Source organism: Christiangramia gaetbulicola, assembly GCF_003054225.1.
Taxonomy (GTDB): domain Bacteria; phylum Bacteroidota; class Bacteroidia; order Flavobacteriales; family Flavobacteriaceae; genus Christiangramia; species Christiangramia gaetbulicola.
Genome location: NZ_QBKQ01000002.1, coordinates 363,216 through 389,276, shown reverse-complemented (window position 1 = coordinate 389,276; position 26,061 = coordinate 363,216). Strand labels below are relative to the sequence as shown.

General features: G+C 38.4%; 25 protein-coding genes. 12 read left to right on the top strand and 13 right to left on the bottom strand.

What is annotated here, in order from left to right:
- Window positions 1-23 precede the first annotated feature (23 nt).
- From C8P64_RS08395 to C8P64_RS08385, 3 genes are all read left to right on the top strand, one after another.
- Window positions 24-1,376 (top strand): NAD-dependent succinate-semialdehyde dehydrogenase, encoded by a 1,353-nt coding sequence (locus C8P64_RS08395; RefSeq protein WP_108171625.1) that lies wholly within the window; start codon window positions 24-26, stop codon window positions 1,374-1,376.
- A 47-nt stretch (window positions 1,377-1,423) separates the two neighbouring features.
- Window positions 1,424-1,840, top strand: a complete 417-nt coding sequence (locus C8P64_RS08390; protein ID WP_108171624.1) for an NUDIX domain-containing protein — start codon at window positions 1,424-1,426, stop codon at window positions 1,838-1,840.
- Window positions 1,841-1,964: 124 nt separating this feature from the next.
- The gene (locus C8P64_RS08385) at window positions 1,965-2,351 is read left to right on the top strand and encodes an acyl-CoA thioesterase (RefSeq protein ID WP_108171623.1); all 387 of its coding nucleotides are present in this window, start codon (window positions 1,965-1,967) and stop codon (window positions 2,349-2,351) included.
- Window positions 2,352-2,353: 2 nt separating this feature from the next.
- On the opposite strand, the gene C8P64_RS08380 is transcribed toward C8P64_RS08385, so the two are convergent.
- The 4 genes from C8P64_RS08380 to C8P64_RS08365 all read right to left on the bottom strand — a co-directional run bounded on the left by C8P64_RS08380 (window position 2,354) and on the right by C8P64_RS08365 (window position 6,028).
- On the bottom strand, window positions 2,354-3,274 hold the full coding sequence (locus C8P64_RS08380; protein ID WP_108171622.1) for a mechanosensitive ion channel family protein: 921 nt from the start codon (window positions 3,272-3,274) through the stop codon (window positions 2,354-2,356).
- Window positions 3,275-3,337: 63 nt separating this feature from the next.
- Complete coding sequence (locus C8P64_RS08375; RefSeq protein ID WP_108171621.1) at window positions 3,338-4,441, bottom strand: endonuclease/exonuclease/phosphatase family protein; 1,104 nt, start codon at window positions 4,439-4,441, stop codon at window positions 3,338-3,340.
- A gap of 12 nt (window positions 4,442-4,453) precedes the next feature.
- Complete coding sequence (locus C8P64_RS08370; RefSeq protein ID WP_108171620.1) at window positions 4,454-5,740, bottom strand: mechanosensitive ion channel family protein; 1,287 nt, start codon at window positions 5,738-5,740, stop codon at window positions 4,454-4,456.
- 3 nt (window positions 5,741-5,743) lie between these two features.
- On the bottom strand, window positions 5,744-6,028 hold the full coding sequence (locus C8P64_RS08365) for a DUF3817 domain-containing protein (RefSeq protein WP_108171619.1): 285 nt from the start codon (window positions 6,026-6,028) through the stop codon (window positions 5,744-5,746).
- Window positions 6,029-6,171: 143 nt separating this feature from the next.
- On the opposite strand from C8P64_RS08365, the gene galE reads away from it, so the two are divergent.
- Complete coding sequence (gene galE / locus C8P64_RS08360) at window positions 6,172-7,218, top strand: UDP-glucose 4-epimerase GalE (RefSeq protein WP_108171618.1); 1,047 nt, start codon at window positions 6,172-6,174, stop codon at window positions 7,216-7,218.
- Window positions 7,219-7,291: 73 nt separating this feature from the next.
- Here the strand turns inward: galE and C8P64_RS08355 are convergent, their stop codons facing one another.
- The 3 genes from C8P64_RS08355 to C8P64_RS08345 form a co-directional block, all read right to left on the bottom strand.
- Window positions 7,292-7,450, bottom strand: a complete 159-nt coding sequence (locus tag C8P64_RS08355) for a YqaE/Pmp3 family membrane protein (protein WP_108171617.1) — start codon at window positions 7,448-7,450, stop codon at window positions 7,292-7,294.
- Between the two features lie 140 nt (window positions 7,451-7,590).
- Window positions 7,591-8,208, bottom strand: coding sequence for a YqaA family protein (locus tag C8P64_RS08350; RefSeq protein ID WP_108171616.1), 618 nt, complete (start codon window positions 8,206-8,208; stop codon window positions 7,591-7,593).
- 79 nt (window positions 8,209-8,287) lie between these two features.
- Complete coding sequence (locus tag C8P64_RS08345) at window positions 8,288-8,692, bottom strand: hypothetical protein (protein WP_108171615.1); 405 nt, start codon at window positions 8,690-8,692, stop codon at window positions 8,288-8,290.
- 218 nt (window positions 8,693-8,910) lie between these two features.
- On the opposite strand from C8P64_RS08345, the gene C8P64_RS08340 reads away from it, so the two are divergent.
- From C8P64_RS08340 to C8P64_RS08320, 5 genes are all read left to right on the top strand, one after another.
- A complete protein-coding gene (locus tag C8P64_RS08340) occupies window positions 8,911-9,621 on the top strand; it encodes an SDR family oxidoreductase (protein WP_108171614.1) in 711 nt (236 codons plus the stop codon).
- A gap of 179 nt (window positions 9,622-9,800) precedes the next feature.
- A complete protein-coding gene (locus tag C8P64_RS08335; RefSeq protein WP_108171613.1) occupies window positions 9,801-10,550 on the top strand; it encodes an SDR family oxidoreductase in 750 nt (249 codons plus the stop codon).
- Between the two features lie 207 nt (window positions 10,551-10,757).
- The gene (locus C8P64_RS08330; protein WP_245889684.1) at window positions 10,758-13,001 is read left to right on the top strand and encodes an FUSC family protein; all 2,244 of its coding nucleotides are present in this window, start codon (window positions 10,758-10,760) and stop codon (window positions 12,999-13,001) included.
- Window positions 13,002-13,514: a DUF6155 family protein gene (locus C8P64_RS08325; RefSeq protein WP_108171612.1), complete on the top strand. Its 513-nt coding sequence runs from the start codon at window positions 13,002-13,004 to the stop codon at window positions 13,512-13,514.
- 8 nt (window positions 13,515-13,522) lie between these two features.
- Window positions 13,523-15,394, top strand: a complete 1,872-nt coding sequence (locus C8P64_RS08320; protein WP_108171611.1) for a T9SS type B sorting domain-containing protein — start codon at window positions 13,523-13,525, stop codon at window positions 15,392-15,394.
- Window position 15,395: 1 nt separating this feature from the next.
- On the opposite strand, the gene C8P64_RS08315 is transcribed toward C8P64_RS08320, so the two are convergent.
- Window positions 15,396-16,127, bottom strand: coding sequence for a hypothetical protein (locus C8P64_RS08315; RefSeq protein WP_146167199.1), 732 nt, complete (start codon window positions 16,125-16,127; stop codon window positions 15,396-15,398).
- The gene (locus C8P64_RS08310) at window positions 16,114-17,403 is read right to left on the bottom strand and encodes an APC family permease (RefSeq protein WP_108171609.1); all 1,290 of its coding nucleotides are present in this window, start codon (window positions 17,401-17,403) and stop codon (window positions 16,114-16,116) included. The genes C8P64_RS08315 and C8P64_RS08310 overlap by 14 nt, the downstream gene beginning before the upstream one ends.
- 227 nt (window positions 17,404-17,630) lie before the next feature.
- Between C8P64_RS08310 and epsC the strand changes: the two genes are divergently transcribed.
- Window positions 17,631-18,422 carry a serine O-acetyltransferase EpsC gene (epsC, locus tag C8P64_RS08305; protein WP_108171608.1) on the top strand — a complete coding sequence of 264 codons (792 nt, stop codon included), beginning with the start codon at window positions 17,631-17,633 and terminating at the stop codon, window positions 18,420-18,422.
- Complete coding sequence (gene cysM, locus C8P64_RS08300) at window positions 18,419-19,306, top strand: cysteine synthase CysM (RefSeq protein WP_108171607.1); 888 nt, start codon at window positions 18,419-18,421, stop codon at window positions 19,304-19,306. The genes epsC and cysM overlap by 4 nt, the downstream gene beginning before the upstream one ends.
- A 163-nt stretch (window positions 19,307-19,469) precedes the next feature.
- Here cysM and C8P64_RS08295 read toward each other — a convergent pair whose 3' ends face one another.
- Window positions 19,470-20,030 (bottom strand): hypothetical protein, encoded by a 561-nt coding sequence (locus C8P64_RS08295; protein ID WP_108171606.1) that lies wholly within the window; start codon window positions 20,028-20,030, stop codon window positions 19,470-19,472.
- Window positions 20,031-20,128: 98 nt separating this feature from the next.
- Window positions 20,129-20,845 (bottom strand): Crp/Fnr family transcriptional regulator, encoded by a 717-nt coding sequence (locus C8P64_RS08290; protein WP_108171605.1) that lies wholly within the window; start codon window positions 20,843-20,845, stop codon window positions 20,129-20,131.
- 216 nt (window positions 20,846-21,061) lie between these two features.
- Between C8P64_RS08290 and C8P64_RS08285 the strand changes: the two genes are divergently transcribed.
- Window positions 21,062-22,576: a DEAD/DEAH box helicase gene (locus C8P64_RS08285; protein ID WP_108171604.1), complete on the top strand. Its 1,515-nt coding sequence runs from the start codon at window positions 21,062-21,064 to the stop codon at window positions 22,574-22,576.
- A gap of 5 nt (window positions 22,577-22,581) precedes the next feature.
- Here the strand turns inward: C8P64_RS08285 and C8P64_RS08280 are convergent, their stop codons facing one another.
- Together C8P64_RS08280 and C8P64_RS16660 are read right to left on the bottom strand one after the other, a co-directional pair.
- The gene (locus tag C8P64_RS08280) at window positions 22,582-24,888 is read right to left on the bottom strand and encodes a penicillin-binding protein 1A (RefSeq protein WP_108171603.1); all 2,307 of its coding nucleotides are present in this window, start codon (window positions 24,886-24,888) and stop codon (window positions 22,582-22,584) included.
- A 299-nt stretch (window positions 24,889-25,187) separates the two neighbouring features.
- Window positions 25,188-25,322, bottom strand: coding sequence for a hypothetical protein (locus C8P64_RS16660; RefSeq protein WP_279324121.1), 135 nt, complete (start codon window positions 25,320-25,322; stop codon window positions 25,188-25,190).
- Window positions 25,323-26,061: the final 739 nt, after the last annotated feature.

The following is a 26,061-nucleotide window of genomic DNA, read 5'->3' as shown; positions in this document are numbered from 1 at the left end:
CTATAGCAAAAGAAAATTAAAGTATGATTGAATCTAAAAATCCATATACCGGAGAGGTGATAGAAAAGTTTAAGGAACTTACCAAACCGGAAATAGATAAGGCTCTGGAAAATGCAGATGGACGTTTTAAGAAATGGCGAAAGACAAGCTTTAAAGAGCGCGCAGATCTTATGTTGAAAGCTGCTGCAGAGCTTAAAAAGAATAAAAAGGAATATGCCAGGGATATAAGTGTGGAAATGGGAAAGCCAATTTCGCAGGCTATTTCAGAAATTGAAAAGTGTGCCTGGGTATGTGAATATTATGCTGAAAAGGCCGAAAAGCATTTGTCTTCCAAAACTATAAAAACAGATGCTTCCAAAAGTTATGTTTCTTATGAACCTATAGGAGTCGTGCTTGCGGTTATGCCCTGGAATTATCCTTTCTGGCAGGTATTCAGATTTGCGGCTCCGGCATTGATGGCTGGTAACATAGGGATCCTTAAACATGCGAGCAACGTGATGCGATCTGCTAATAATATTCAGAAAGTATTTGAAAGAGCTGGGTTTCCTGATGCCTGTTTCCAGAATTTAGTTATTGGGAGCAGTAAAATTGAAGCTATTATAAAAGACCCCAGAGTTAAAGCAGTAACCCTAACCGGTAGTAGACCAGCAGGATCTGCCGTTGCTTCTACCGCGGGAGGTGAGATCAAAAAATCTGTTCTGGAGCTGGGAGGTAGTAATGCTCTGGTTGTTTTTAAAGACGCAGATCTTGAGGAAAGTGTAAAAACCTGTGTACAGGCGAGGTTTCAAAATACGGGGCAAAGTTGCATCGCAGGGAAAAGACTTATTCTTCACGAAAGTATCGCTGATGAATTCATAGACGAATTCGTAAGACAGGTAAGAGAATTAAAAAGCGGAGATCCTTTAGATGAAGATACTTTTATAGGAACCCTGGCAAGGGAAGACCTGGCAAAAGATCTCGAAAAACAAATTCAGGATTCTGTAAAAGCAGGAGCCAAAATAATACTTGGAGGTAAAAGAGACCGGGCATATTTAGAGCCTACGGTACTTACCAATGTAACTTCAGAAATGAGCATGTTCCAGGAAGAAACCTTCGGCCCGGCTATTGGGGTGACTACTTTTAAAAAGGACCAGGAAGCTATAGACCTCGTAAACTTATCAGATTTTGGACTGGGGGTATCTATATTCACCAGCGATATGGATTTCGCAGAAAAGATAGTGCCGGAATTTGAAGACGGTGCTGTATTCGTAAATGAGCTGGTGAAAAGTGATCCCAGGTTACCATTTGGAGGGACTAAGATCTCCGGTTATGGTAGGGAATTATCTGCAGACGGGATTCAGGAGTTTGTTAATAAGAAGACAGTTTATTTTAAATAGAAGCGAAAGGATTATAAAGTAAAAAAAGTTTCCAAAAACAGAGTAAAATGGGACAAAAGATATCGGTTACAGTAGATAGTGTTGTTTTCTGCAAAGTAAACAACCAGTTCAAAGTATTATTAATTCAAAGGAAGAATGATCCTTTCAAGGGGCAATGGGCGCTACCAGGCGGTTTTGTAGATGAAGGTGAAGACCTGGAAACAGCGGCTAAAAGAGAACTTGAAGAAGAGACTGGGGTAAAGGTAGAATCCATGCAGCAGGTGCAGACTTTTGGTAAACCAGGTAGAGATCCCAGGGGACATACGATTTCCATAGGCTTTTTGAGTCGTATCTATTGCGAGGAGCATCTTGAACCTTCAGATGATGCCAAGGATGCCAGGTGGTTCGAGATAGAAAAATTACCAGATATGGATCTCGCTTTCGACCATGATGAGATAATCAACGTGGCACAACAATTTCTGTAATCTTATTTTATCCTCTTTAAATTTCTATAATCTGAAAATTGTAAGGGTCTCTTTAATTATTTAATAATTCTATGAGACCCTTTTTATATACTGTGTTTTTCTATTTAAATTCGAAATAAAAACAATGAGATTTCATACCAGAAAGTGGATAAAGCCACAGGATCTAAACCCTAACGGAACCTTATTTGGAGGTAGATTATTAGAATGGATAGACGAAGAATGTGCTCTTTACAGTATTGTTCAACTGGAGAATCCTAAAACGGTGACAAAGTATATGAGTGAGATAGATTTTAAAAGCTCTGCTCACCAGGGAGATATCGTTGAAATTGGCATTGAGGTTTCAAAATTCGGTTCAGCTTCGTTAACCCTGAAATGTGAAGTAAGGAATAAAATGACCCGGGAGACCATTATTACCATAGATAAGATCGTAATGGTTGCCTTAGGTGAAGATGGAAAACCTAAACCACATGGAAAAACCGAAATTGAATATGTAAAGGATAGGCTTAAGTAGGATCAGCTTTTATCAGTTTTATTGCCAGAATTTTGATCTAAACGCACAGGGAAATCTTTTTCTTTTCCATAGATCTTGATCTCCTGTATATCTGCAGGCAGGTAATAACCATCTTTCATAAGAGCTTCTTTGACGGTTCTTACAACATTACCTTTTGTTTTCATGGCCTGCATTCTGAAATCCTTGGTATCTACCCAGAAATAGACCTTCAGAATTATCGTGCTGGTTGCCAATTCGTCTTCGACCACGAAGTTCCTGTGTTCTTCATCTTCGATTACCATAGGCTCTAATTCTAAAGCCCTGGAGATGGTTTCCTTGGCTCCGGCAATGTCATCTTCATAGGCAATTCCAACGTTAAAACTCCAGCGGAAAAAACCGTCTTCAGTATAATTGGTTACCGGTTTAGTTAAAACATCACTATTGGGAATATAAACATCTTTACCGTCGAAGGTCTTTAGTTTGGTGTATCTGAATTCGAGTGCTTTTACCTTTCCGAAATTTTCTCCTATTTCCACAGTATCATTCACATCGAAAGGTCTGTTGAAGGCCAGGATAATTCCTGAGATGAAATTCTCTCCAATGTCCTTAAATGCGAATCCCAGCACAACCGCACTGGCTCCGGCCGCGGTAAGTATTCCTGTTGCGATTCCTCCAAGGCCAGCAGCTTTTAGGGCTAGCATTATAGCGGTAATAATTATCAGGAATCTTATAGCTTTCCCCAGGAAACGGCTCATTAAAGGATCTGAAGTCCTGGAAGATATTCTCCTGGTAAAGAATTTACCCATCCAGATGCCAATAAGAACTCCCAGAATTATAATAAGAAGCCCAAGGCCAATACCTGGTAATTGATCAATAAAATTTCTGTAGAACTTCTGAAAAGCTTCAGAGATACTCTCAGCTTCTAAGGAAACGGAATTCTGCATTCTATGGTTTTCCTTAAAATTATAAAGAAGGAAATACAGATTGTCACAAGGAAATGTTAGTTTTTACTGATTGCTGGAACCATTCTGTCCTTTTTCAGCATTTTCTTCCTCTTCTTCAGCTATTTGTTCCCTGGCTTTTTCTATTTGCTCCTTGGTTGCTTTTGCAGGTTTTTGTTCCTCGGCAAGTTCAGGCTGCAGATAAAGCTCGGCGTAGAATGGAAAATGATCTGATTTTATATCGCTTCCGGTATTAATTTTTTCAACCCGGAACTCTTCAGAAACAAAAATATGATCTAAAGACCAGCGCATTATAAAGCTCGTAGCATCGAAGGTGTTGTAAAAACTTCTTCCTTTTCTAACATCCAGTAGCTCACCTACAGATTGCATCATGCTTACCGTATTAGACCAGGCAACGTCATTAAAATCACCAATAACCACTACAGGAATTTCAGAATCCAGGGATTCTAATGCGATCTTCATCATTTCCGCATCCCTGTCTGATGACGACGGATTATGTTGCGGCATTGGAGGAGTAGGGTGAATAGCATGCAATTGTATCTTATCTCCAGACCTCAGAATTATTTCGGTATGTATCGATGGGATGCTATCATCAACTATATACTTAATCTCTGGATCTACCAGTTCAAGTTTAGAGTAAAGGATCATCCCGTAGGTGTTATCTAGCGGAACCTCAACCTTATACGGATAATCTGAACCTAGACCAGCTTTGATGGCTTCATTCCATTTAGCATCGGTTTCTGTAAAGACGGCGACATCTGGATTTATCTTTTTCATTTCTTCAACCAGAAGACCTGTCTCTTTATTTTTTTGAAGCACATTTGAAGTCAACAACATGAATCCTGTTTGTTCATTAACCTCTTCGGTTGGCTTGCCTACATCATATGGGGAAAAAGGTGTGTAGGGATATATTTTCATAAACTGAAAAATAAAGCAGGTAACCAGTACTGCCATGAAAGTATAGTCTTTCCAAGACCTTATTTCGAATCTGAAAAAATATGCCGCGATTGCAGTAAGTGTCAATAGTGTTAACTGAATATGAGGGTAATCGAACATCCTTATCCACCAGAAATCTGCTGCCACAAGGGGAATTAGCGTAATAACTACGGCCAGGATACCGAAGCCCTGAAGGAAAGGTTTTAATTTCATAATAATGTTTGGTTAGGCTTTATAATTTTCTCCCAGAAATCTGCGAATATCATCTCCCGATGGTGCTTCAAAAAGTTGAAGATCAAAATAGGGGATAGCCGCTATCAGGTGGTCAAAAATATCAGCCGAAATATACTCATAATTTTCCCATCGTTTGTCCCTGCTAAAACAAAGTATCTCCAAAGGAATACCGTTAACAGTTGGCTCGCGATGACGCACAATAAGATACATTTCTTTATGTATGGCAGAATGTTCTCTTAAATAAGAATCGGCATATTTTCTAAATACCCCCAGGTTGGTTTGATTTCTACCATTTATAAGAAGGCTTTTATCAATTTCATTACTTTCATTGAACTTATCTATCTCTGCCTGGCGGTTATCCAAATAAGGGGCGATAAGCTTTATCCTTTTGAGTCTTTCTATATCCTCATGGTTCAGGAATTTTACAGAATTCTGTTTGATAAGAACAGATCTTTTAATTCTCCTACCCGGGGATTCTTGCATTCCTCTCCAGTTCTGAAAGGAGTCTGAAATCAAGCTATAGGTAGGAATCGTAGTATAAGTGTTATCCCAGTTCTGAACCCTTACCGTGGCCAGGTTGATCTCGGTCACTGTACCATCTGCACCAAATTTTTCGAAGCTTATCCAGTCTCCAATTCTTACAATATCATTCACCGAAACCTGAATAGAGGCTACCAGTCCAAGAATAGTATCCTTAAAGATCAATAATATAACTGCCGAAGCCGCACCTAAGGAAATGGCGAAACCAATTACAGATTTATCTGTTAGCGTAGAAAAAATGAACATTAACCCAATGATCCAGATAAAGATCATTATGATCTGGCTGAAGCTTTCCAGTGGCTTGTCATTGAATTCTGGTCTTGTTTTTAGATAATTCCGCGTAGATCGCAGCATACTTCTACAGATCCAGACGATTAGAATTATGATATAAATTTCGACCAGCTTATAGAATATTTTCAGGACATCTGGAAACTCCGAGAAAATCAATGGAAATAGTTCGTAGACCACGAACAGGGGTAGAAAACGACCTACGTACCTGGGAAAGTTACTTTTAATAAGGAAATCATCAAAAGTGGTCTTGGTTCTGTTAGTGAAAAGCTTGAAGGTTTCAATAATAAAATGTTTGATCAGGTAATTGATACCCAGAATGATAAGGGTCAATATTACCAGGTTGATCAAAAGATTTAAATACTGGGCGAATGTAGCATTCATGCCATGCGCCACAAAAAACTCTTCAAAAAAACAGATCAGGTCTACAAGTCCTTCTTCCATATTCATGTTTTAAAGATATTTCTTTTCTACATAAAATGGACCAAATGGAAGAACGGAGCAACCCAGGATGATTCCTATTTGGGTCAAACTCCAGTTCATTGGTTTAATAAGTAGCACGCCTCCAAGGATGTAAGCCATGAAAAGTATACCATGAGCCATACCAACCTGTTTTACCATTTCGGGCATTTCAAAAATGTATTTTAATGGCATTGCAATAAAAAGAAGCAATAAGAATGAAACTCCTTCCAGAATACTGATCCATTTAAAAAGCCTGACTTTTTTTTCCAGAGACATAAGAAATATTTAAAACTTAGGCAAAGATAATTGATTAGTTAGACATGGCATTAAGAACCTAAATTAACCTTTAAGAGGTTTTTAATATAAATAGCGTATCTCCTGAATTCCTTTTTATTAATTTGCGAACGTAAAATATAATTATGAGTTCTAAAAGAGTATTGGTTACCGGAGGTCTAGGTTTTATAGGCTCTCACACGGTAGTCGCCCTTCAGCAGGAAGGTTATGAAGTGGTGATCATTGACAATCTATCTAATTCTTCTATAGATGTCCTTGGAGGGATCACCCATATTACCGGGAAAACACCTGAATTTGAAAATATAGATCTAAGAGATAAAACTGCCGTAAAGGATTTTTTCGAGCAATATCAGGATATTGAAGATGTTATTCATTTTGCCGCGTCAAAGGCGGTGGGGGAAAGTGTAACCAATCCGTTGCTATATTATGAGAATAATATTTCTACGCTGGTTTACCTTTTACAGGAACTAAATAAAAAGCCGAGTTCAAGATTTATCTTTAGTTCTTCCTGTACCGTTTACGGGCAGGCAGACGAATTACCAATTACAGAGAACGCGCCCGTAAAAAAGGCTGAATCTCCCTATGGAAATACAAAACAAATAGGAGAGGAGATCATTCAGGATACCTGTAAGGTAAATGTTGATTTTAAGGCGATCGCATTAAGATATTTTAATCCAATAGGGGCTCATTCTACAGCTGAAATTGGTGAATTGCCTATTGGTACTCCTCAGAATCTAATTCCCTTTATCACCCAAACGGCTATAGGTAAAAGAAAGGAACTTTCTGTTTTTGGTGATGATTATCCAACCAATGATGGTACTGCCATACGTGATTATATTCACGTTATGGATCTTGCTGAAGCTCATGTAAAGGCTTTAAGCAGGCTCATAAATCAAAATGAGAAGAGCAATTATGAGGTTTTTAATTTAGGAACCGGTAAAGGGAACTCTGTTTTGGAAGTAATAAATTCTTTTGAAAAAGTTTCAAAAGAAAAGCTACCCTATAAGATCGTAGGTAGAAGGGAAGGTGATGTTATTGCTGCTTATGCCGATACTACCAAAGCCAATGAAGATCTGGGCTGGAAAGCAAACAGGTCTCTGGATGATGCCCTGGGAAGTGCCTGGAAATGGCAAAAAGTTGTTCAGGAAAGAGAAGAAAAAGAAGAGAATTAATTATTTAGAAACAACTCTAAATAATAAAAAAGACCGGCGTTTTCCGGTCTTTTTTTATTCTATTTTTTAAACCTTATCTGGTTCCATTAACCAAGAAAGCGTGAATAACGCCCGGCAGCCATCCTAATGCTGTTAAAAGCAAACTTATAAGGAAAGTTACACCAAGCCCGTGTTTTAAAAACACAGCTAATGGAGGTAGTAAAATGTTTAAAATAATCGTTAATAAAGACATATCCTGTTTTTTTTATTGGTTAAATAGATCACTGCAATGAGCTATAAACAGCTATTATTCAGTGTTTCGACCAAGGTAAAATTATGACAGGGTATATCCTGAGACCTTAGGAAAAGTTTAGATTAATTATAAGGAAAGCGTTAAACCATTTCGAATATTACCAGCGCATATAAATAAAACCTGGCAAATCTTAGTAGACCAAAAATAAGATAACTCGAAAAAGGAAACCTGATGATCCCGGCAGCGATACTCGTCATTGCGAATGGGATAGGGAGTAAGGCCCCAACAATGATCAAGAATCCTCCCCATTTACGGGTGTTCTTAATATGTTTGGCCATTTTAAGTTCCATAGCCTCATGTACCGCTGGGATCTTGGTGATTCCAACTCCAATGAAATAAGAAACGATCCCGCCCAGGTAAGAAGCTGTTGCCAGTAATGAGAGAAATAGAAAGGGACTTCCAGATTTACCGGCCCAGGCAATAAATAATTCGGGTGGTACAAGGCCTAAAAGTGATTCAGATAAAAAGAAGATCGCCAGTACTTCGAAAGGGGCATAGGTTTCAGTTATGGTCACAAGCATATCTTCAATATCCAGTAGATAATGATCTATAGCCCATAACGCGCCAACAAAAAGAACAATTGGTAAAACTGCTTTCTTTAGACTATTCCAAACGAAGGAATAAAAACCAGTATAATTGTAATATTGATGCAATAAGCGTATCCGCGACTTCTTCTTAGATTTCGCCTTTTCTTTCATTAATTTCCTTTCTAGTTATAGCAATTTTTAGAAATTCTTCAACCGAAGCAGTGGGATAAGCAGAAATAAAACCGGGATTTTAATAATCTTCCCCGGCGTGCTCTTTCAAAGCGTTTACATATTCACGAAGCTCCATTTCATTCAGCTTGTTATCATGCTCGGCCATTAGAGAAAGCATATATTCCAAACTTTCCTGTCCTGTGATCTGCTCAGTTTCTTCCTGAACTTCAGTTTCTTCAGCGTCTTCTACCTCTCCATCTGTTTCGATAGGCTCGTCGTCTGGAATAGCAATAAGGAAATCTTCGTGTTCGTTAATATGTTCGTAGGTTAATCTGGTAACCTTGGCAAGCAAAGGAATATTCTCCTCAACCACAAACTTCCTTAATTCCTTAAGGTCTTCAACAATAGTATTTGTGATAATTCCATTACGCATTAAATCGCGCTGAATTTTATTGAGTAATTTCTGAGCTTTGATATTTTCCAAGGTGTCTCTATTAAATTAAGTTAGTATTGACTTAGCGAAAATTCAATTCCAAACCGGTAGAATTTTTCCGAGCACAAAGTTAGTTTTTTTACGTTTCTATAAAAGCCTTTTTAGAGGTTTTATCAAGTATTTAACCTTTAAAATTAACACAATCTTACCGCTTTAAATTTTAGGGAGATATACGTCTTTAGTAGCTTTAAATCGTAAAATTAAATATTATGAGTAAAGAAAATAAGACGGCACTAGTAACCGGTGGAAGTAAAGGTATAGGTTACGGGGTAGCTAAAACCCTTTTAAAAATGGGGTATAAGGTAGCAGTGACCAGTAGATCACTTTCTGCTGCCGAGAAAGCTGCCGAGAAATTATCAGACCATGGCGAGATCATTGGTCTGGAAGCAGACGTTAGAAATTTTGAAAGTCAGAAAAAAGCTGTGCAGCAATTGCTGGATAAGTGGGGACAACTGGACGTTCTTGTAGCAAATGCAGGTATTGGTAATTTTGGATCTGTAGAAGACCTTACGGTAGATGAATGGAAAGATACCATTGATACCAACCTTACCGGCGTATTTTTTAGCGTGAAAGCATGTGTGGATGCGCTTAAGAAATCTGAAGGTTATATAATCACGATCTCCAGTCTTGCGGGAACCAATTTCTTCGCTGGTGGAGCAGCTTATAATGCGAGTAAGTTTGGTGTTACCGGATTTAGCCAGGCGATCATGCTGGACCTTCGGGATAAAGGAGTAAAAGTAAGTACCATTATGCCAGGATCTGTGGCAACTTATTTTAATGACAATGAACCTTCTGAAGAAGATGCATGGAAAATTCAAATCGAAGATATAGGAGAATTGGTAGGAGATCTATTGAAAATGAATCCGAGAACGCTGCCAAGTAAAATAGAAGTAAGACCTTCTAGACCTTCAAAGAAGTAAAAAGAAATCTAAATACCGAAAGGCTGGATCTCACCGATTCAGCCTTTTTTATTTCAATAAACATTAAAAAATTAACAGCTGAAGGCCTCAAGGGTTAAATTCATGACAAAGCCCGTTATTGCTCATATTCTGAGTGCTAATTGATTTAATTTTGTGGAAAATCAAAAAATAAAAAAGTTATGAGTATCAAAGGAAAAACAGCGATAATTACAGGTGCATCAAGTGGAATTGGAGAAGCTACAGCCATTAAACTTGCCAAGGAAGGGATGAACGTAGTTCTTACCGCTAGAAGCGAGGATAAACTAAATGAGCTTAAGTCTAAAATTGAAAAAGAGAATGCCGGTAAAGCGATCGTAGTTCCTGCTGATGTAACTAAAAAGGAAGATCTTAAAAAGGTCGTTGAAAAGACTAAAGAAGCATTTAGCAGTATAGATGCATTGATCAATAATGCGGGATTGATGCCTTTATCTTATGTAAAGAATCTGCATACAGATGAATGGGACAAAATGGTAGATGTGAATATTAAAGGTGTATTAAACGGAGTAGCTGCGGTTCTTCCCACTATGCTGGATCAAAAAAGCGGTAACATCGTTAATATTTCGTCTAGTGCGGGAAGAAAGATCTATCCAGGTGGAGCGGTTTACTGTGCAACCAAGTCTGCAGTGAGAATGTTTTCTGAAGGTTTAAGACAGGAACTAGCACCAAATTACAATATCAATGTAACTTCTATTGAACCTGGTTTTGTTGATACCTCCCTAACGGAAACTATCACCGATGACGAGATCAAAGATGACCTGCTTTCTAATTTCAAGGAAATGACTCCTTTGGAAGCTGAAGATATTGCCGAAGCTATATTTTATTCATTATCTCAGCCAAAAAGAGCGAATATCAATGATGTTTATATCATGCCAACGGAGCAGGCACAATAAATAAAGCTCAATTAAATAAAAAAAGGTCCGGTATATCCGGACCTTTTTTTATTTGAAATTATTGAAGCAGCTAAAATTATACAAGATCTGAAATCTTATAAGTTGATTCTGATTGAATAAAATTTATCCTAAAACTCGATAATTGAAAGAAAGCAGGCTAAATGTATCTTTAAAGCTTTATTTTCAGAACCTGAAATAGAATTAGAAGTGACCGGAAAAATAAAGAAATACCAGAATGATTTTATAAAGTTCCTGAGAAGTACAGACTTTTCAAAAGCCATCGTATTAACCATAGCTATAGTGTTTCCCATTGGTATCTTTTCAAATCTGGGAAATCTAGAAATTGGGATTAGTCTGGCTATGGGATGCTTATTATCATCACCAAGTGATGTTCCTGGCAGTTTTAAACATAAAGTATATGGGATTTTAGCGGCCGCTCTACTTGGGGCTATATCTTTCTGTATTGCGGGTTATGCAGCAAAGTTCCTGTGGGCTATTATCCCCATGCTGGCCATCATGATGTTTGCGATATCATATCTTTCAGTTTATGGATTCAGGGCCTCCCTGGTTACTTTTTCTGGTTTACTGGCTGTGGTTCTGAGTTTTGCTAATATTTCTTCCGGAATCGAGATCTGGCAAAAATCCCTGTTAATCGGGATAGGAGGGATCTGGTACCTTCTGGTTAGTATTAGCTGGTATCTTATAAAACCTGAAAGAGCTACTGAGCAATTGATCGCGGAGACCATGGAGTTAACGGCAGGCTATCTCAGGTTAAGAGTAGAACTTTTTAAACCCGATTCTAATGAAAAGGAGATTCAGAAAAAGCTTTTCCAAAGCCAGAGTGAACTGAATGAACATCATGAAAGTCTAAGGGAGATCCTTATAAGTTCCCGGCAATCTTCAGGAAGTTCTGGTTACGCCCGGAAGCGACTGCTAATTTTTATAGACCTGGTGGATATGCTGGAACTGGCCATGGCCAACCCTATAGACTTTAAAAAGATGCAGGGCTCCCAGCAGGAAAATTCTCTAGAATTAAAGGTTTTTGCCAATTTCAGTTTAAAAATGGCGACGCAACTGGAGGCTATAGCCCTTGCGATGCTTAAGAATTCTGAACTACCCGAAAATAAAGTTCCTGATGCTTTAGGTAAAGTGGAGGAAGCTCTTAGAAAATTCAGATCACAGATAGATATTGGACAAAGAAGGGAAGAGATGCTTATGCTGCGTAATCTTTTTGATTATCAGTCCAAACAGGCACAGAAAATTAATAATATAGACAGGATCCTGAGGAACCTGGAAGGTAAAAGGAAGTTATTTGTGAAGGATAAAGAATTCACAAAGTTCCTTACCCAGCAGGAATACAGTTTTAAAACGCTTACCACTAATTTTAATTTTGATTCCGCCATCTTCAGGCATTCTTTAAGGCTCTCCCTGGTGGTTCTCGCAGGTTATTTGATCGGGGATTATTTCTCAGTTCAAAATTCATACTGGATCCTACTAACCGTAGTGGTCATTATGCGACCAAACTACGGGCTCACCAAACAACGAACAAGAAAGCGTATCGTAGGCACCTTGATAGGAGGTGTCATTGCGGTTGGGATCGTATTTCTCACCCAGAATACCACGGTATATGCGGTTTTAGGTATTTTGTCATTAACGCTTGCTTTTTCCTTGATCCAACGGAATTATACCACGGCAGCCATCTTTATAACTTTAAGTATCATATTTATATATGCTTTATTGCAGCCTGAAGTGCTGAATGTGATACAATTCAGGATCGTAGATACCTTGATTGGAGCAGGACTAGCGGCTTTTGGTAATCTATTATTATGGCCAAAATGGGAATCTCAGAACCTGAATAATGTGATAGCAACATCTTTAAAATCTAATCTGGAATATCTTGAAGAAATAGATAGATATTATCACGAGAAAAAATCACTGCCAATTTCATATAAACTCTCCCGTAAAAAGGCATTCCTGGATATGGGAGCGTTAAGTGGAGCCTTTCAGCGCATGACACAGGAACCAAAATCCAGACAAAAACAGGTTGGACTTATTTATGAAATTGTAGGCTTAAACCAGACCTTTTTATCTGCAGTGGCCTCCATGGGAACCTATATCAGGACGCATCCTACTACCAGGGCATCTGAGGATTTTGAGACCTATACCAAAGCGATCTCTGTTAATCTTAAAAATTGCGTGAATATTCTGGAAAATAAGGAAATGATAGAGAAAGAAAACCTTGAAATTTCTTTAGCCGGTAAGTCTCTCCAACAAAAATTCGATAAACTTGCAGAGCAAAGGGACCTTGAAATCGAAGCTGGCAAGGAAAAAATAGATGAACAAATGAGGTTCAAGTTACAGGAAGCGCATTTGGTGACAGGACAGTTAGAGTGGTTGCTTGATATTTCAGAAAAACTGCAGGTGAATATAGAAAAGCTAAATAAGGAGTAAATGAGCAAACGAGCTTTTAAAAAATATATCAAATCCCTGGATAAGGAGGACCTGGAAGACCAGATCATGGATTTATATACCAGGTTCGAAGATGTAAAAGTATTCTACAATTTTGTTTTTAATCCGAACGAGGAAAAGCTTGTTAGAGAAGCCAAATTCAAGATCTCTAAAGAATATTTTCCACCCAATAATAGAAGACCTAAAACCCGTAGATCTGTTGCGCATAAACTGATAAAGCATTTTCTAAAACTCGAAATGGAGCCTCATTCCCTGGCAGATGTGATGTTATATAATATTGAAGTTGCCCAGACCTGGTCCAGGGATAAAGAGAATATACCTGAAGGTTTTCAAAAGAGCATGCTGAAATCTTATGAGCAAGCTGTAAACTTTGTCATAGAAAAAGGTATTTCTGGCGAATTCATTACAAGAATACATGAAATTGGAAATGAAGCTGAAAAACAGAATTGGGGTAATTCCTATCTTTTCGAGCAATTAAAAGATCGATTTCTTTAAAATAAATAATGCGAATATTACTACTAGTGCTTGTCTTTTTCACCGTGGCTTCCGGGTATTCCCAGCTCGGGTTCTGCAGTGGGAGCAAGGGCGATCCCATATTTCATGAGGATTTTGGAAATGGGTCTGGAACTGGTGATCCCCTCGCTGCAGGAATTACTAATTATGATTTTGTGAGGCAGGATCCGCAGGACGGGCAGTATACCATTTCCAGTACTATCGGGAACTTTATTACCTCCTGGCATTCTTATTTTCCAAATACCAATATTTCTGGGGGCAGGGCTTTGATAGTGAATGCCGATTTTACCGCGGGTAGATTTTATAGAAAAGAGATCTCGGGACTTTGTGAGAATACTACCTATGAATTTTCGGCTTTTTTGATGAATGTCTATGACCGGTCCAGTAATATATGTCCTAATGGCGGAATCCCTAATAACGTGCGTTTTGAGATCTGGGATGAAACCGACAGCATTCTTATAAAATCTGGCGATACAGGAGATATAGCATCAACCTCTTCGCCAGAATGGGAGCAGTTTGCATTAACCTTCAGGTCTGAACCAGGACAGGGATCGGTAATCCTTAAAATGTTCAATAATGGTGAAGGGGGTTGTGGGAACGATCTGGCCATCGATGATATCATGTTTCGGTCTTGCGGTGATCTAACCACTATTAATTCTGAAGACAATGAGACTGGTCTTACCATTTGTGAAGAGAATACCCCGGTAAGCCTTAAATTAGAAGCAAAATCTGATGGATCGGTGTATGACCAGCCATTTTTTCAATGGCAGATAAGCGTGAATGGTGAAAATTGGGGAAATATTCCCGGAGCTAATTCAGCTACCTATCAAACTTCATTATTAACAGACTCTTATTTTTTCCGAGTGAAGGTAGCAGAAGACGCGAATAATCTCAATAATAATTTTTGTAGTTCAGCCTCAGAAGCATTTGCAGTAAAAGTGATAAAAACACCAGCGCCACCATCAAGTAATGGAGATGTTCAGGTTTGTGAAAATGAATTAGCTCCTGCAATAAGAGTTACAGTTGCAGAAGACGAATCTGTTTCCTGGTATGATGCTAAAACTGGAGGGAATTTACTGGCAGAGAATACAGACACATTCTATCCCACAGAAGAAGGAATTTATTATGCGGAAGCTACAAAAGAAGGTTACGAATGTGCAAGCAGTAAAAGAACCCCAGTAAAATTTACCGTTTTTACGGTACCAGATGTGCAGGATGAAAACCTGGAGATATGTCCAGATTCTAATTTACGTTTAGATGCTGGTCTCATAGATTACGACTTCGTCTGGTCTAACGGGGAAACAGGAAGTACCATCCTCGTAAATTCACCTGGTAATTATTCCGTAGATATTATCACGGAGGAAGGATGTAGTGTCACCAAGAGTTTTTCGGTAAGTGCCGTAGCTAATGCCCAGATCCAGGAGGTGGTTTCTCTAGCTAATAATGTTAGAATTATTCCGGCAAATGACGGAAATTTTCAATATTCTATAGATGGAATTAATTACCAGAGTTCACAGACTTTTAATTCAGTACCGGGAGGTGTATATACAGCTTATATCAAGGATTCCGCAGGATGTAATATAGATACCCTTGATTTCGCCCATATCGTAGTTCCAAAAATGATTAGTCCCAATGGGGACGGTTATAATGATATTTTCGAACTCAAGGGGGTGGGTTTTTTTGATTCTTCAGAGATCCTGATTTTCGACAGGTATGGTAAGGTCTTAAAATCTGGGACTGGAGCCGGCTTTCAATGGAATGGAAAATTTAATGGAACAGATCTTCCGGCAGATGATTACTGGTGTCTTATTAAAATATCTGGTTTTCCAGATCAAACTATCCATTTCTCACTAATAAGATAATTTAGTTTTCCAAGATCTCTATTCCTGGCTTATTCTCTTTATTGTAAAAAATAATGATATAGGACTTTTCAGACTTAAAATCATATTCTCTAGAAATTACAGGTTGAGGAGCTCCCTTCCAGTAAACTTCCAGTGTTTTTACTCCGCTTTTTATATGCTTGCTTAATACAGGCTTTGCGTAGGCTAGCCCTTTAGCTAAACTTTTTGACGATTTCCCATCTTTGACCTTTATCGTAACCGGACTCATTCCGGTAGCGGCATGAAAAGCTCGTAAGGCACTAAGACCTTTCTTTAGTTTTATTTTATCTCTGAAAACCATGTACGACGGTAGGAAACCATTTTTTGTAAAATTTTCAGATCCTTCAAAAATATTATGCAATTTGTATGAAAAAGTAGCATCATTAATTTTTGAAGATTGGGCTGGATCACCATAGATAATACAGGTGTATTTTTCACCGGCGGCAATTCCAATCTTATGTTCAAGCAGGGATTTTGAGGATTTCACCTCCATATTATGAATCCCGGGATCCAGTAATTGATATTCCGAAGTTTGCTTTTCTGCAATCTCTATCCCGGTTGAACTTTCCTGTTTATTCATTTGTATGGTCAAAGCACTGTTGGTGCTATTATATACACGGAATTCAGGATCATGTTTGTCTGTTTTCCTGTTACAACTTAACGATGCTATCAAAATCAAGATCAATAGCGGTATAGCATATCTATTTGTCATCATCTGAAGATTTTGAAGAATAATTTCTCATTAAAGCCGGTCTACCTAAAATTATTAAAAGAGCCAGGAATACCAGGATTCCTAATTGTACCGGAGCAACTATAGACAGTCTTGAAATTAAGACCAGGATCACAATTCCTGCTAAAATGATTCCTATCCAGGAGATCCATTTTCTATTAGCTTTTAAAAACCTTAAAGCAATCACATTTACGACTCCAAAGGTGATCAGGAAGATTAAACTGGCCGCTTCTACTAAGGAAGATAATTTTCCTATTACTGCCAGGATAGTAGACAATATCCCAAGTAAAATGACTGCTCTGTACGGTACATTGTTATGCGTTTTTTTAAAGAACGGTGGTAGTTCCTTATCGTTTGCCACTCTTTTTGAAAGATTCGCACTGGAGAAAAGGGTAGAGTTAATCGCTGCAGCTGTGGCAAATACTGCTGCCACAGTCATTATGATCAAACCAGGCACTCCCAGTGCGTTTCTGGCGGCAATAGAAAGAGAAACCTGTTTCTGGGCAATGATCGCAAGGCTTCCGGCTAGCATTACTGCACCTACAGCAACAATTGCGTAGATAATAATTACGAAGATTACCGCCGTAATTATGGTTGGTTTTAGAATCTTCTTAGGTTTTTTAATGTCCTCATATTCATAGGTTAGCAATTGAAACCCTTCATAAGCCATAAATATACTGGCTGCACCAATGGGCGCGCTCCAAAGTGGTCTGGGTTCTATGCCTGAAATTAATTTTACTGTATCCCATTGCATAAAACCTAGAACGGCTAGACCTATAAGGGCAAGCAAATTAATGCTGACAATTGCGATCTCTACCTTTTTCGTTTTGGTAACTCCCGCAAGGTTAAGGCTTATTAGTCCTACCATGATCCCTATCGCGAATAGCCTGGTAACCAGGGGTGAAGTATTTAAGGCAAAAGAGAGATAATGCCCGAAGGCGAATGCATAAACCGCCATGGTTAGAACATAACCAAGCAACAAAAGCCAGGACAGACTGCCGGCAATTCCGTTTTTATTGATCTCTCTCAGATAAGTAAAAGCACCTCCGCTTTCTTCAAATTTGTTAGCAAGAACTATATAGCAATAGGCACTTGAACAGGCGATTATTCCACTTATAACGAAACTTAGCCAGGCCCATTGACCCGCAACTGAAACTACTACTCCAAGTGCGGTGTAGATTCCGCCTCCTACCATTCCTCCGGCAGCCAGGGCCCAGACTGAAGGCCAGCCTAGAGATCCTGAGGATTCTTTCTTAGCCATAATAGCATGATTTATTGGTTGTAGATTGAAATTACAATGAACGCAAAGAAATCAAGGGAAGAAGAGCGTTAAGTTTTGCCTAAAATTATTTAAGAATAATTAAAAACCTGAAAATTTATGTAATCTTGAATTTTAAAAAATAGATTTTTTCTCTTTCCAGGCTTAGTAATGATAAGCTTCTTGAGTTCGGTCTAATTGAGTAAATTTGAAAGTCAATATTAAAAGTTATGGAATTGGAAAAAATAATTTCTCAAATTGAAGAACAGAAGAATCTGCCTAATCTTAATTTGAGTATTAAGAGTAAGACCGAGGCCTTTACCCATAAACTTTTCTATACTCTTTTTGACAAACAGACTCCGGTAAAAGATAATCTGATGGAATTGGGGATGGATTTTGAAGTTCTGGCAAAACTGGTTTGCTGGGAACCTGGTTCGCCCTGTCAGGATATCTGGAAAGATTACCTTGAAATGCTACCTGGTATCCTGGAAAAACTGAATTTAGATGCTCAAGCCATTGCAAAGAATGATCCTGCAGCAAATTCGGTAGAAGAGGTTTATTTATCCTATCCCGGCTTTTACGCCATAGCAACTTACAGGTTAAGTCACGAGTTGTACAAATTCGGGTTGCCTTTGGTCCCACGATTAATGACCGAATGTGCCCATAGTACCACTGGTACAGATATTAATCCCGGCGCTAAGATTGGAAATTCCTTTTTTATAGATCATGCAACCGGAGTGGTAATAGGGGAGACCGCAGTAATTAAGGATAATGTAAAGATCTATCAGGGGGTTACCCTCGGGGCATTGACCGTGAACAGGACCTTAAGAAATGTCAAAAGACATCCAACCATCGAGAGTAATGTGACCATTTACGCAAACGCTACCATTTTAGGTGGAGAAACTGTAATTGGTGAGAATAGTGTTATCGGCGGAAACGTTTGGTTAACCAAATCTGTTCCTAAAAATTCGATGGTATCACATACTCCTCAAATTAGTATCAAAAACGCAGCACACAAATGAATGATTCAATATTAGACCTGGTAGGAAATACTCCGTTGGTAAAAGCAAAACGAGTATTCAATAAACCGGGAGTGGAACTATATTTTAAACTCGAAGGGCAAAACCCAGGAGGTAGTGTAAAAGACAGGGCTGCCTATAACATGATCAAAAGCGCCCTGGACAGAGGCGAAATCGATAAAAAGACCAAGCTTATTGAAGCTACGAGTGGGAATACTGGAATTGCCCTGGCGATGATCGCGGGGATCTTTGGTCTGGATATTGAATTGGTGATGCCCGAGAATTCTACTATAGAAAGGGTACAAACCATGAGAGCTTATGGTGCAAAAGTGATTCTGACCAGTGCAGATGATGGTATAGAGGGCTCCCGGGATTATGCTGAAGATAAAATGAAAACGGGTGGTTATTTCATGCTGAACCAGTTTGCGAATAACGATAACTGGAAAGCCCATTATAATACTACAGGACCGGAGATCTGGCGGGATACCAACCATAAGGTTACTCATTTTGTATCCTCTATGGGCACCACCGGCACCATTATGGGAACCAGCACTTTTTTAAAGGAACAAAATACAGATATTCAGATCGTTGGGGTGCAGCCAACAGATGATTCCCGTATTCCGGGCATCAGGAAATGGCCTGAAGCTTATTTGCCTAAGATCTTCAATCCAAAGAAAGTTGACAGGGTGTTGGAGGTAAGTGAACAGGAAGCAATAAAGATGAGTAGAAGACTTGCCGAGGAGGAAGGTATTTTTGCTGGTATGAGCAGTGGAGGTGCCGCCAGTGCTGCAATTAGATTATGTAATGAATTAGAAAGCGGACTTGTGGTAAGTATTGTCTGTGACAGGGGAGACCGGTATTTGTCATCAGATCTTTTTGAGCAATAAAGAAGAGGCTGTTTGAATTTTAGCGTTAACTCTGAGTGATTTTATTGATCTGAGAGATCAACTATTTATTAACTATTAACTACTATTACATTTTAACATTCTGTCTTATGAGATTTAGACAGTGCTGAAAATTCATACAGCCTCCTAGGCTTTTAATTATTTACTAATATTTTTCTACAGATGCCACTCCGGTGACAGTACTACGTGCAGGAATGATTTTTAATTTTGTGCGTTCTTTTCCTTTTTCAAGGTGTACAATGTATTTTTCATCGTCTATGTTTGACTGCATACCAGAAGCTATGTATTTATCTTTAGTTAATGTCCAACCAAGATAATTAGCGTAGACCTGGTTTCTTACATCATAAGGAAGAGGTACGTTTTTAAATTGTTGGTATGTTTTAACCAATTCATCTTTGTCATTATAAACGGCTCTTAATTGCCCATTAGAACTGGAAACGGTTACATAAACATCTCCACTCATGTTTCCAGATTCTTCACGGAATCTTTTCAGATCAAAATTCTCATTGATAAATGCGATGGCATTTGATTGAAATTGTCTCTGGTAATTTTCTTTCACTTTAACGATACCGTTGGAATAATCTTCAAATACGATTTCACCGGTTGGTTCATAATGTAAAGTTGTTTCTTCAAGTTGGATAACTTCTTGCGAATAAGAGTTTAAAACCCATCCTGCGACTAAAATAAAGGTGATGATCTTTTTCATGATTTTTAAGATTAAAATGATTGATAAATATTTGAATATGATGATGCAAGATACATTCTAAAGACCTGTAGTAAAAGTACTTAAGTAGCACAAGAGGTCTATTTTTGATTTCTGTTCTGATTTTCCAGTTCTTTTAGAAGAAGGGAAATATCTTTGATCTCAAGCTGATTCCTGGCCATGTCTATAGAACCATTTTGCTTTAATAATTGAAGGTGGCGGTTAACCACCGCCCTGGTGGACCCAATTAGGTTTGCTATTTCCTTATTCGGCAGATCGTTGATATGTTCCAGCTTTTTAGATTTGGAATTTACATTTTCAAGAAGTAGCTTGAGAAGACGGGTAGTAATATTTGTGAATATGAGCTGGGAGACATTGGATTCCAGAGCTCTCATCATCTTTCCTGCGTAAGTGAGGAAATGCTGATATTGATGGGGATTTTTATTCAGCCAGTCTCTTAACCTGTCCATGGGAATGGCCAGTACTTTGGTATTATCAAGACATTCGTAATATACCCGGTGTTTCGTGCCATCGAATAAACAAAAGAGATCAAAAACATCTGCTTCTTTTAGCAGGAACAAAGTGTGTTCTTTTTCACTGAATTCGTCTACGTTGTACATCTTGATACGCCCCCTAGTAATGATGTAAAAATGGAAAAGGAATTTTTGATGGTTGATGATACAGGTATTTTTGCTCCACTTTTCTTCATGAAAATCTGATAGCAAATCCTGCCATTGCGACTTAGTCAGGTCTGCGAATAACTCGCAGCTTGTTAATACTGACTCATACTTAGAATAAAGATCATTCGTAGGGACCAAACTTCCGGATTTTTCTAATTAGAACTAATTCCGGGGGGATGGATAAAAGGTTATTTCTTCAGAAGTTGAAAAAACAATAGTCAAAATCACCGCTCTAAAAATACGATAATTTTTAGGGAAACTTATCCAATTTAATACTTCTTATTGCTCAATTAATTTTTGAGTAAAGTATAAAATGCCTTATTTTTGCAAAATTGCTTACGTATAAAGGAATCTATGGCGCTAGAAACATTTGGTATTGAAAAGAAGAAAGTAGACAAGAAGTTATATGACTATCAGCAGAAGGATATAAATAAAATTTTTGGGGTAATAGAAGAACACCCCGGTAACTATAATCTGTTGTATCAGCTGCCTACGGGTGGAGGAAAAACTGTGATCTTCTCTCAAATGACGAGAGAATATATACAGCGAACAAATAAGAAAGTTCTTATTCTAACTCACAGAATTGAACTTTGTAAACAAACCTCTAAAATGTTGTCTGGTTTTGGGGTTCGTAATAAGATCATTAACTCCAAAGTAAAAGAGCTTCCAGATCAGGATGACTACATGTGCTTTGTGGCCATGGTGGAAACCCTGAACAATCGTTTGAATGACGAGAAACTGGAAATACAGGATATAGGTTTGGTGATCATTGATGAGGCGCATTACAACTCTTTTAGAAAGCTTTTCAAATTCTTCGAAAAATGTTTCATTCTGGGAGTTACAGCGACGCCACTAAGTTCTAACATCAAGCTTCCTATGAAAGATAATTATAGAGAACTCATTGTTGGAGACTCTATTAATTCTCTTATTGAAAAGGGATTCCTGGCCAAGGCGAATATTTACAGTTACAATGTAGGTCTTACCAATCTTAAGGTAGGAATGAACGGTGATTATACCGTTAAGTCTTCAGAAGAGCTGTATTCTAATTATAGCATGCAGGAGAAACTTCTTACGGCATATTATGAAAGGTCGCGTGGTAAAAAGACGCTTATCTTCAATAATGGTATTAATACTTCTGTAGAGGTTTATCATACTTTTAAAAATGCCGGTCTGCCCATCAGGCACCTGGATAATACTACAAGTAAGCAGGACCGTAAGGATATCTTGAAATGGTTCAAACATACCCCAGACGCTATCGTAACTTCGGTAAGTATACTTACTACCGGTTTTGATGAGCCTACTGTGGAAACTATCATTTTAAACCGTGCGACTAAATCGCTGACGCTTTATTTCCAGATGATTGGTCGTGGATCCCGTGTATTAAAAGATAAGAGCGAGTTCAACGTGATCGACCTTGGTAACAACATGGCCAGGTTTGGTCACTGGAGTACCCCGGTAGATTGGAAACAGATCTTTAGATCGCCAGATTTCTATTTTGAAAATCTTCTTAGTGATGAAGAGATCGAAAGAGATTTTCAGTACCAGATGCCACCAGAGGTTCGGGAACAATTCTCGAAGACCGAAGATGTTACTTTCGATATTGAAGCAGCTTATGATGAAGTCATCAAAAAAGGATTAAAATCTAAAGCCGTACTGGAGTGGTCTATGGAGCAACACGTGCAAATGTGTGTAGAGAACAGTGAAGATGTGTTCGATGCGAGAATACTCGCCAAGGAGCTGAAAGACGATATTGCCTCCAGAATAAGACAGTACTCATACTGTATTAGTAAAAGTACCAAGAACTACCGTGACTGGCTGGAAGAAGATTATTCCCGTAAACTAAGAATGGAGATCAATAAGCAATTCTAATTGTCCTAATTGTCTTTATCTTTTTTACCGAAGAGACGATTGAAGAATCCTTTTTTCTTCTTTTCCTTTTTATTATTTCTCTTTTGAGCGTCTTTGTCTTTTCCTGAAAAGAGACGCTCAAAGAAGTTGTCTCTTTCTTGCGGAGGACATTCCATCATTTCTGCAAGTTCCCCTGAAAGTGGGGCGAAGCGAGCATTAGTGATATTGTTGAAATTCGAGTCGGCATTCATTTTTTGCATTAATCTCGCAAAAATTGGTAATGCCGAATTTGCACCCTGGCCAATACCTGTATTTCTAAACCCTATCCTGTGATCATCTGCTCCAACCCAGGTTACACATACCAGTTCTGGTGTGATCCCAACGAACCAGCCATCTTTATTATCCTGAGTCGTTCCTGTTTTTCCAGCAATATCATTCTGAAGTCCATACTTATAACGTAACCTGGTCGCGGTTCCCTCATTAACGGTTGCCTGCATCATGTTGATCATGATCTTCCTGGTGTCTTCAGAAAAAGCCCTGTTTTTAGATACTTCTGGCTCAAATTCAGCAAGGAGATTTCCATCGCCATCTTCGATCCTGGTAATATAATATGGCTTGGAATAATGGCCATTATTCGCATAACTGGTATAAGCAGAAGTAAGTTCACTAAGAGTTAAAGAAGCGGTTCCTAAAGCGATAGAAGGAACTGCAGGAAGATCAGATTCTATTCCCATTTTCCTGGCCTGCTCGATCACATTTCCAATTCCGGTTTCCATAAGAACCTTAACCGCGATGGTATTCATAGACCTGCTTAAAGCGGTCTTTAAATTGTAATTCATATTAGGATCATCACCTTCACTAGATGAATTGGAAGGGGTCCACCCATCTTCATAGGTAACTTCACGAACAGAGAAGTAGGAGCAGGGGTCTATGCCATTTTCCAGTGCGGCTGTATAAACAACGGGTTTAAAAGTGGAGCCAACCTGTCTTTTACTTTGTGCCACATGATCATATTTAAAGAACCTGAAATCCACGCCTCCAACCCAGGCCTGTACACCACCATTCTCGGGATCTACGGCCAATAGTCCGGAATTTAAAAATTTCAGGTAATGAGCCACACTATCTATGGTGCTAACATTCCTTGTTTCCATACCTCCTTCATAACTAAATAATTCGGTTGGATGTTTCTGCTCTAATTTTTTCATGATTTCAGCTTCACTAAGACCATCTTTCAGCAAGGACTGATATTTAGGAGATCTTTTTACGGCATCGTTCAGGATCTTTTTATCCCGGATCCATGGAGCGTAGCTACCATAGGATTTTTCATGCTCCACCTGTAATTGGGACATATGTTCCAGCATCGCTTCTTCGGCGAGTTGCTGCATTTTGTAATTAAGGGTGGTATGAACGATCAGTCCGTCACGGTATATGTTATACTTTTTACCATCTTTATTCTTTAAGTTATCCAGAACCTGGCTAACATCTTTTCTCACCTGTTCCCGAAAGTAAGGAGCGATTCCTTTATCATGACTGTAGCTTTTATAATCGAGGATAAGAGGTTGTAATTTCGCTTCTTCAGCCTCTTCCATGCTCAGGTAATTGTTTCTGGCCATTTGCATAAGAACAACATCGCGCCTTAACCTGCTGCGTTCAGGGAATATACGCGGATTGTAGTAATGACTAGCTTTTAGCATTCCTACCAGAACTGCCGCTTCTTCTAAAGTTAATTCTGAAGTATGTTTATTGAAGAACTTAAGAGAGGCACTTTCAATACCATAAGTATTATCACTAAATGGAACGGTATTAAAGTAAAGCTCGATGATCTCATCCTTGGTATAGATATCCTCAAGTCTTTTCGCGATCACCGCTTCCTGCATCTTGTTAATTACGATACCGAACATTCCGAAATCGCGTCTGCCATAAATATTCTTGGCCAATTGCAAGCTTATAGTACTACCTCCACCTGCAGATTCGTCCTGTAAAAGGATAGATTTGAAAAACACTCTTAAAAGGCTACGGTTATCTATACCATCATGTTCATAGAAACGAGCATCTTCAGTCGCTATAAGTGCTTCAATAAGGTGTTGCGGGAACTCAGAGAATTTGATGGGTTGGCGGTCGAAAATATAGAACTTACCTATTAGTTCACCATTAGAGGCTAAAACCTGGGTAGCTTTATTCTGTTTTAATTCTGTAAGTTCTTTCGAACTTGGGATCTTGCCCCAGAAACCGAAATAGATACTTCCAAAAAATAAAAAGAAAAGTGTGATTAAACTTAGAAGTACGATTAATGCCCACTTTAATTTGGGATGTCTTTTTATTCTTGCTAACATTTGTTCAGGGTAAATGCTGCAAATAAACAAATGTTTATCCTAGAGCTTTCAATTTTAAGCTTATTTTAATGCATTTTTAACCAAAAATTATAGCCGGTAAACATTGGTTTACCGGCTAGGTTTTATAACTGTTCATTTGGCAGATGTTTATTTGTTTGCGATCCAACGGCTTCTAAATACAGCTTGGATCGATAAATGAAGTTCTCAATTCAGTATAGGCTGTTCAAAGTAGATTTATATTTTCTGATGCTTCTGAATTTTTCAGCAAGGCCGTCATGATCGATGAACCAGACGACCGGTTATGCATAACACTTTTTCTCGTGCCAGTTGAAATAGCCTGCTGAATGTTTAAGATTAAGAAATGGTCTGCGGTGGGTGATGCCACCTTCTTTATTTCTTTCGAAATCCTGGACCATGCTATCTAAAGTTCTCATAATTGATGATTTTGATGATTGATGATAAATTTTAATTCTACTAAGCGAATCTTCTTCGGCTTAGGATGCTCATGGAACCGGCATTAGCTTCGGTGTTCATGAATGACTTTCTGCTCTTGGTGTTTTCTGATGTAGTTCTCATAATTGATGATTTTAATGATTGATGATTTTTAATTTTACTAAGCGAATCTTCTTCTGCTTAGGATGCTCATGGAACCGGCATTAGCTTCGGTATTCATGAATGATTTTCTGCTCTTGGTGTTTTCTGATGTAGTTCTCATAATTGATGATTTTGATGATTGATGATTTTTAATTTTACTAAGCGAATCTTCTTCTGCTTAGGATGCTCATGGAACCGGCATTAGCTTCGGTGTTCATGAATGATTTTCTGTTCTTGGTGTTTCTTGATGAAGTTCTCATAATTGATGATTTTGATGATTGATAAATTTTAATTCTACTAAGCGAATCTTCTTCTGCTTAGGATGCTCATGGAACCGGCATTAGCTTCGGTATTCATGAATGATTTTCTGCTCTTGGTGTTAACTGATGAAGTTCTCATAATTGATGTTTTAATGATTGTTTCTATTTAATAGACGACCAGAAAAATAATCTGTTACAGTACTATGTTATAAAAGGTACTTATTTAACATCTTTTTAACTTTTTAGTTGATTTTCAGCATTTTAGGAAAAGGCTGCCAGGGAAGAAGCGGGGGTTCAAATTATTGTTAATCTTTTTGTC

Excerpts from the sequence above, each read along its gene's own strand:
- C8P64_RS08395 (WP_108171625.1), top strand. The coding sequence starts at position 24 with ATGATTGAATCTAAAAATCCATATACCGGAGAGGTGATAGAAAAGTTT.
- C8P64_RS08390 (WP_108171624.1), top strand. The coding sequence starts at position 1,424 with ATGGGACAAAAGATATCGGTTACAGTAGATAGTGTTGTTTTCTGCAAA.
- C8P64_RS08385 (WP_108171623.1), top strand. The coding sequence starts at position 1,965 with ATGAGATTTCATACCAGAAAGTGGATAAAGCCACAGGATCTAAACCCT.
- C8P64_RS08380 (WP_108171622.1), bottom strand. The coding sequence starts at position 3,274 with ATGCAGAATTCCGTTTCCTTAGAAGCTGAGAGTATCTCTGAAGCTTTT.
- C8P64_RS08375 (WP_108171621.1), bottom strand. The coding sequence starts at position 4,441 with ATGAAATTAAAACCTTTCCTTCAGGGCTTCGGTATCCTGGCCGTAGTT.
- C8P64_RS08370 (WP_108171620.1), bottom strand. The coding sequence starts at position 5,740 with ATGAATATGGAAGAAGGACTTGTAGACCTGATCTGTTTTTTTGAAGAG.
- C8P64_RS08365 (WP_108171619.1), bottom strand. The coding sequence starts at position 6,028 with ATGTCTCTGGAAAAAAAAGTCAGGCTTTTTAAATGGATCAGTATTCTG.
- galE (WP_108171618.1), top strand. The coding sequence starts at position 6,172 with ATGAGTTCTAAAAGAGTATTGGTTACCGGAGGTCTAGGTTTTATAGGC.
- C8P64_RS08355 (WP_108171617.1), bottom strand. The coding sequence starts at position 7,450 with ATGTCTTTATTAACGATTATTTTAAACATTTTACTACCTCCATTAGCT.
- C8P64_RS08350 (WP_108171616.1), bottom strand. The coding sequence starts at position 8,208 with ATGAAAGAAAAGGCGAAATCTAAGAAGAAGTCGCGGATACGCTTATTG.
- C8P64_RS08340 (WP_108171614.1), top strand. The coding sequence starts at position 8,911 with ATGAGTAAAGAAAATAAGACGGCACTAGTAACCGGTGGAAGTAAAGGT.
- C8P64_RS08335 (WP_108171613.1), top strand. The coding sequence starts at position 9,801 with ATGAGTATCAAAGGAAAAACAGCGATAATTACAGGTGCATCAAGTGGA.
- C8P64_RS08325 (WP_108171612.1), top strand. The coding sequence starts at position 13,002 with ATGAGCAAACGAGCTTTTAAAAAATATATCAAATCCCTGGATAAGGAG.
- C8P64_RS08320 (WP_108171611.1), top strand. The coding sequence starts at position 13,523 with ATGCGAATATTACTACTAGTGCTTGTCTTTTTCACCGTGGCTTCCGGG.
- C8P64_RS08315 (WP_146167199.1), bottom strand. The coding sequence starts at position 16,127 with ATGATGACAAATAGATATGCTATACCGCTATTGATCTTGATTTTGATA.
- C8P64_RS08310 (WP_108171609.1), bottom strand. The coding sequence starts at position 17,403 with ATGGCTAAGAAAGAATCCTCAGGATCTCTAGGCTGGCCTTCAGTCTGG.
- epsC (WP_108171608.1), top strand. The coding sequence starts at position 17,631 with ATGGAATTGGAAAAAATAATTTCTCAAATTGAAGAACAGAAGAATCTG.
- cysM (WP_108171607.1), top strand. The coding sequence starts at position 18,419 with ATGAATGATTCAATATTAGACCTGGTAGGAAATACTCCGTTGGTAAAA.
- C8P64_RS08295 (WP_108171606.1), bottom strand. The coding sequence starts at position 20,030 with ATGAAAAAGATCATCACCTTTATTTTAGTCGCAGGATGGGTTTTAAAC.
- C8P64_RS08285 (WP_108171604.1), top strand. The coding sequence starts at position 21,062 with ATGGCGCTAGAAACATTTGGTATTGAAAAGAAGAAAGTAGACAAGAAG.
- C8P64_RS08280 (WP_108171603.1), bottom strand. The coding sequence starts at position 24,888 with ATGTTAGCAAGAATAAAAAGACATCCCAAATTAAAGTGGGCATTAATC.
- C8P64_RS16660 (WP_279324121.1), bottom strand. The coding sequence starts at position 25,322 with ATGAGAACTTTAGATAGCATGGTCCAGGATTTCGAAAGAAATAAAGAA.